The sequence below is a fragment of the Methylacidimicrobium cyclopophantes genome (genome assembly GCF_902143385.2).
In the GTDB taxonomy this organism is placed as follows: domain Bacteria; phylum Verrucomicrobiota; class Verrucomicrobiia; order Methylacidiphilales; family Methylacidiphilaceae; genus Methylacidimicrobium; species Methylacidimicrobium cyclopophantes.
The window spans coordinates 1-4,944 of record NZ_CABFUZ020000184.1 but is presented as its reverse complement, the minus strand read 5'-3'; the positions used below and the strand labels follow the sequence as shown (position 1 = coordinate 4,944).

3 protein-coding genes and 1 pseudogene are annotated in these 4,944 nt (G+C 62.8%); all 4 read left to right on the top strand.

Annotated elements, in window-relative coordinates; translation table 11 throughout:
- Nucleotides 1-1,707, top strand: a 1,707-nt coding sequence (locus tag FN369_RS08295; protein WP_218580025.1) for an OpgD/OpgG family glucan biosynthesis protein, incomplete at its 5' end; no start/stop codon positions are given.
- Nucleotides 1,683-2,288: a hypothetical protein gene (locus FN369_RS11220; protein ID WP_178087760.1), complete on the top strand. Its 606-nt coding sequence runs from the start codon at nucleotides 1,683-1,685 to the stop codon at nucleotides 2,286-2,288. The genes FN369_RS08295 and FN369_RS11220, both read left to right, overlap by 25 nt.
- On the top strand, nucleotides 2,285-4,378 hold the full coding sequence (gene mdoH / locus FN369_RS08290; protein ID WP_178087759.1) for a glucans biosynthesis glucosyltransferase MdoH: 2,094 nt from the start codon (nucleotides 2,285-2,287) through the stop codon (nucleotides 4,376-4,378). The genes FN369_RS11220 and mdoH overlap by 4 nt, the downstream gene beginning before the upstream one ends.
- 163 nt (nucleotides 4,379-4,541) lie before the next feature.
- A pseudogene (locus tag FN369_RS08285) lies at nucleotides 4,542-4,944 on the top strand (hypothetical protein); the annotation flags it as partial.

Below are 4,944 nucleotides of genomic sequence, written 5' to 3'. Positions count from 1 at the left end.
TCGGCCGCGCGGCCGCCCGAAAAGGGTCCGATCCTTACCGGGCATTCGCGGCGCAGAAGCGGCCGACGAGTTGCGGCCGAGGAGCTTTCCGGTCATTTTCTTCTTGCCGATAGCGCGTTTCCTGCGATCTGCCTTGGGAGCGGAGAAGCTCCGAGAACGCGGCACAACCAGACGATGGCCCTCCTTTCCCGAAAGACGTTCAAGATCCATTTGGTTTTCGGAACGGCGGCGCTGCTCCTCTTTCTCTTTATTGTCCGGGAGTCGAACTATCGTCCTCCGCTCCGTTTCGAGGACATCGTGGAAGAAGCGCGAAAAGCGCTTTCGGAGCCATATGCCGCCGCAACGGTCCCCGCTTTTCTCTCGACCCTGACTTTCGATCAGTATCGGCAGATCCGGTGGCGCGACGAGAACCTTCTCTGGCGGGATGCGGCTCTCCCTTTCCAGATCGGCTTTTTTCACCCGGGCTATCTTTTCAACCAGCCGATTCGCTGCTTTCAGGTCGATCGAAAGGGCGTGCAAGCGATTCCTTACCTGCCGCGCTTCTTCGACTTCGGCGGAGTCGTTTCCCCGGCGAAGCTGCCTCCTCACTTGGGCTACGCCGGCTTTCGGATCTACTATCCGCTGGAGAAGCGGGATCGCCTTGCCGAAGTGGCTTCCTTCCTGGGAGCGAGTTATTTTCGCCTGGTGGGCCAAAACATGGTCTTCGGCCTTTCCGCAAGGGGATTGGCGATCGATACGGCGGTCGGTCCCCGCGAGGAATTCCCCGCCTTTACCCGGTTCTGGTTCCGCCAGCCCTCCCCGACTGCCCGGAGCCTGCTCTTTTACGCACTGTTGGAAGGGCCCTCCGTCACGGGAGCCTACCGCTTCGAGCTCGAGCCAGGGGCCGAGACTCTCTTGAAGGTGCGGGCGGTGATCTTTCTTCGGCGGGAGCGGGAGGAAATCGGGCTGGCTCCGTTGACGAGCATGTTCTGGTATGGGGAGAATACGGAAATCCCGCCCGGCAGGAGATACCCCGAGGTTCACGATTCGGACGGTCTGCTCTGCCGGCTGGGCGAGGATCGCTGGTACTGGCAGCCGCTCCAATCGGGCAAAGAACGCCGGGTGAGCGACTTGCCGGCGGACGACCTTCGCGGCTTCGGGCTGCTGCAGCGGGACCGGGAGTTCGCTCATTACGAGGATCTCGACATGCTCTACGAGCGGAGGCCGAGCTGCTGGGTGGAGCCCGGCGAAGGCTGGTCTTCCGGGAAAGTCCGTCTTGTCGAGCTTCCGACCGCCGACGCCAATTTGGACAATATCGTCGCCTACTTCGTTCCCGAAAAGAATCCGAAGCCCGGAGAGCCGCTTGCAATAGAGTACACGCTCCACTGGTTCCTAGACAACCCGCAGCTTCCTCCCCTCGGCCGTTGTCTAGGAACCCGCATCGAACGCGGACCGGAGGAGGCCCTCTGGCGCTTTGTCCTCGACTTCGGAGGAGGCCGCCTCCGGTCCCTGCCGGAGAGTGCTCCGCTGCGGGCTGTCGTCGAAAGCGATCCACCGTCGGCGATTGGCGAAATCCACGTCGTGAAAAATCCTATCGACCAGTCTTGGCGCGTAACCTTTAGCGTCGGGCGGGCAACCCCGACGCCGCAGACGATTTCCCTCCGGTGCCGACTCGAGCTCGAGCAGGAGATCCTCTCGGAAACATGGACCTATCCCTTCCACCGCTGACTGCGGAAGCCGTCGAGTCGGCCGAGATCCCCGAGGAAGCTCTTGCCGATTGGCGGGAAGCGGCTTCGCGCCTCGACGCCTATTTAGGGTACTGGCGGTTGGCGGATCCCTTCTACCAGCGGGTAGTGGGGGTGCAGCTACTGGCGCTGTCGATCCGCGAGTGGAAGAAGAATCCCGAAAAGCCGCCGGTCGAGCTCACCATGGAGTTCACTCAGCAGCTGGTCGAGGGATGGCTGGAGCGGTTGCCTTCCGCTTCCCCGACGGGCGAGCGGGAGCGCAGGGTCGCCGCGATCCTGAGCCTGCAGCTCAGCCGCGCCCTCGATCATTGGCCGCGTGCCTTTCTTTCGGGGGCCGTTCCTCCCGAGCTTTCCGAAAAGCTGCTGCGGATGGCGCTTCAGGCGGGACCGGCCGTTCGTTTTTCGCACATGGTCTCCCGGCCGATCGAGTACGGCCCGTTCGCGCGCCTGGCCCGGGAGGCTTGGGAGCAGGTGAGCTGGAAGGAAGTAGGCTCGATTCTTCTTTTCTGGACGGTCCTCTTCGGCGCAGCCTGCGCCGTCTACTTTTTGTTCTTTTCCCGATGAACGGCCCGCCATCGAGTTCGCCTCCTCCAGCGGTTTTGGTTCCCAGGGATTTTCTTCCGGTCCGACGCTCCCTCTTCTTCGGGCTCTTCCTCTTGCTGGTCGGGGTCGGGAGCTGGCTTTTCCTCGAAGCTCTGGGCGGTCCCGGCTTCGGCCTTCGGCGCTTCTTCCTTCTGGGGCTTTTCGTCGTTCTCTTTTCTCAGATTGCCTTCGGATGTTGCTTGGCCCTCTTCGGCTTTTGGGAGTGGATGCGGGGCGGGGATCCCTACGAGGCTTCCCGGCTTTTCGGCCAGCCTGCGGCGGCGAGCAAGCCGACTCTTCCCGCTACAGCGGTCGTCATGCCCATTTGCGATGAACCCGTCGCCCGCGTCTTCGGCGCGATCCGGAACATGTGGCATTCCCTCGCGGCCACCGGCCGGAGTGGAGGCTTCGACTTCTTCGTACTCAGCGACTCGAAGAATCCGGCTCTCTGGGCGGCGGAAGAACAGGCTTGGTTTGCTCTTTGCCGGGACGAGGGAGCCTTCGGGAGGATTTTTTATCGGAAACGAAGAGTCTCCACGCACGGGAAGAGCGGGAATATCGCCGACTTTTGCCGGCGATGGGGGAGTCGATATCGCTACATGGTCGTGCTCGATGCGGATAGCGTCCTTTCGGGAAAGCTCCTGGTCTGGATGGTGGAGGCTATGGAGTCCAATCCAAAGGCAGGAATCATTCAGACGATGCCAAGACTGGTCCAAGGCAGGACGCTCTTCCGGAGGATCCAGCAGTTTTCGGCTTCCCTTATGGGCCCGCTCTTTGCCGCGGGCTCGCATTATTGGCACTTCGCCGGCGGGCCCTACTGGGGACATAACGCGATCATCCGACTGGCCCCTTTCATCGCGTCATGCGCTCTTCCCGACTTGCCCGGTCCGGGTAGGCTCCGGCTCCACATCATGAGCCACGACACCGTGGAGGCGGCTCTCATGCGCAAGGCGGGATACCAGTCCTGGCTTGCCTATGCTCGGGAGGGCTCGTACGAGGAAGGTCCTCCCAATTTGACGGAGAGTCTAGGGAGGGATCGTCGATGGTGTCAGGGAAACCTCCAGCACTTCTGGTTTCTCTTCGCGCCGGGCCTCCGCTTTTCGAGCCGCATTCACGTCTATGCGGGGCTCCTCTCCTACGTCGGCTCTCCGCTTTGGCTGCTCTTTCTCGGCTTGACTACATGGGAAGCGAACGAGATCGAGCGCTATGCCGCCTTGGGTGCTTTGGTTCGTCGCTCCGGCGCCCCGGCGGACCGGGCGATGGCCGAACTTCTGGGGCTCACCATTCTCCTGCTCCTCTTGCCGAAGCTTTTCGGCCTCTTGCGGGGGCTCCGGCAAAGCGGCGGCTATGGCGGGGCCCTCCGGTTGACGGTAAGCACCATGCTCGAGCTCGGCTTCTCCGCACTTCTGGCTCCCATTCTCCTGCTCTTTTACAGCCGATTCGTCTTGCTGGCGACTTTCGGCCGCCAGATCTCCTGGAGGACGCAAAGCCGGAGGGAAGAGGGGGCCTTGCCCTTCGCCGGAGTCCTGCGGGACTACGGACCCATCAGCTTGGCTGGGGGGCTTGGGCTGGCCTTGGTGGCCTGGGAGATGCCCTTTTTCTTCTGGCCGCTCTTCCCGATCCTTTTTTCCTGGCTTACCGCTCTCCCCTTGGCATGGCTGACGAGCGACGTTCGTCTCGGAGATCTTAGCCGGAAGGCGCGCCTCTTCCTCACTCCGGAGGAAGAGCAACCGCCGGCGGAGCTCGCGGGGCTCGACCGGCTGAAGAGCGCGTCCGAGGAGAAGCTGCTTGTCCAGGGGCTTCTTTCCCTGGTGGCAGATCCCTTCGCCAATGCCCTGCACCTAGTTCTCTTGGGGAGGCGCGAAACGTCGCCGGAGCGGGGGCGCGAGGCGTTGCATTCCATGGAAACGCGGCTTCTCGAAGGCGGACCGGATGCCCTGAGCGGACGCGAGCTCAGCGCCCTTCTTTCCCATCCCGCTTCCGTCCGTTCTTTGCACGTCCAGCTCTGGTCGCGACCAAGAAGCCGGCTCCACCCTTTTTGGGAGCGGGCCTTTCTCTCTCCGCCCGGCTGATGGGATTTTGCGCGATCGCCGTTCGCGGCGCCTCGACGAAGTGGAGGGGGGAAGCCGTCGCCGGTGACATTCCTCTTGACAGGGGTAGTAAGGAAGGTCGCTGATGCAAGCTATCGGAGTCTCGGCTTCCGCCGAGCGGGGAGCGAGAAAAAGGAGGCTCGGGATGAAGCGACGGCGAAAGAAGGCGGCGGTTCTGCTCGCCGGGATGAGTTGGGCTCTGCTCTTCGGAACCCTGCCCGGACGGGCGGGAAGCCCCGCTGGCCAGGAGAGCGAGGAGGATGGGGTGACCATCCCGCAAGGCCACAAAGAGGCTTATGAGGCGGCCGAGGAGCAGAGGAAGGAGGCTCTGACGCGGAAACATCGCTCGGGAGCTTGGTTCCTGACCGCTGTCGCGGGCACGGCATTCCCTCAAACCGACAGCGGACAGCTCGTCAACAACGCGACCGGGCTGGGTACCGGACTGAGCCTCAACTCGGATCTTGCTTTCGTGGGGGGATTGGCCGGCGGTTACTACTGGCACGACCCGGAGAGGTGGGGCAAGCTGAGCTTCACCGCCGAGGCGGTTG

Excerpts from the sequence above, each read along its gene's own strand:
- mdoH (WP_178087759.1), top strand. The coding sequence starts at position 2,285 with ATGAACGGCCCGCCATCGAGTTCGCCTCCTCCAGCGGTTTTGGTTCCC.
- FN369_RS11220 (WP_178087760.1), top strand. The coding sequence starts at position 1,683 with ATGGACCTATCCCTTCCACCGCTGACTGCGGAAGCCGTCGAGTCGGCC.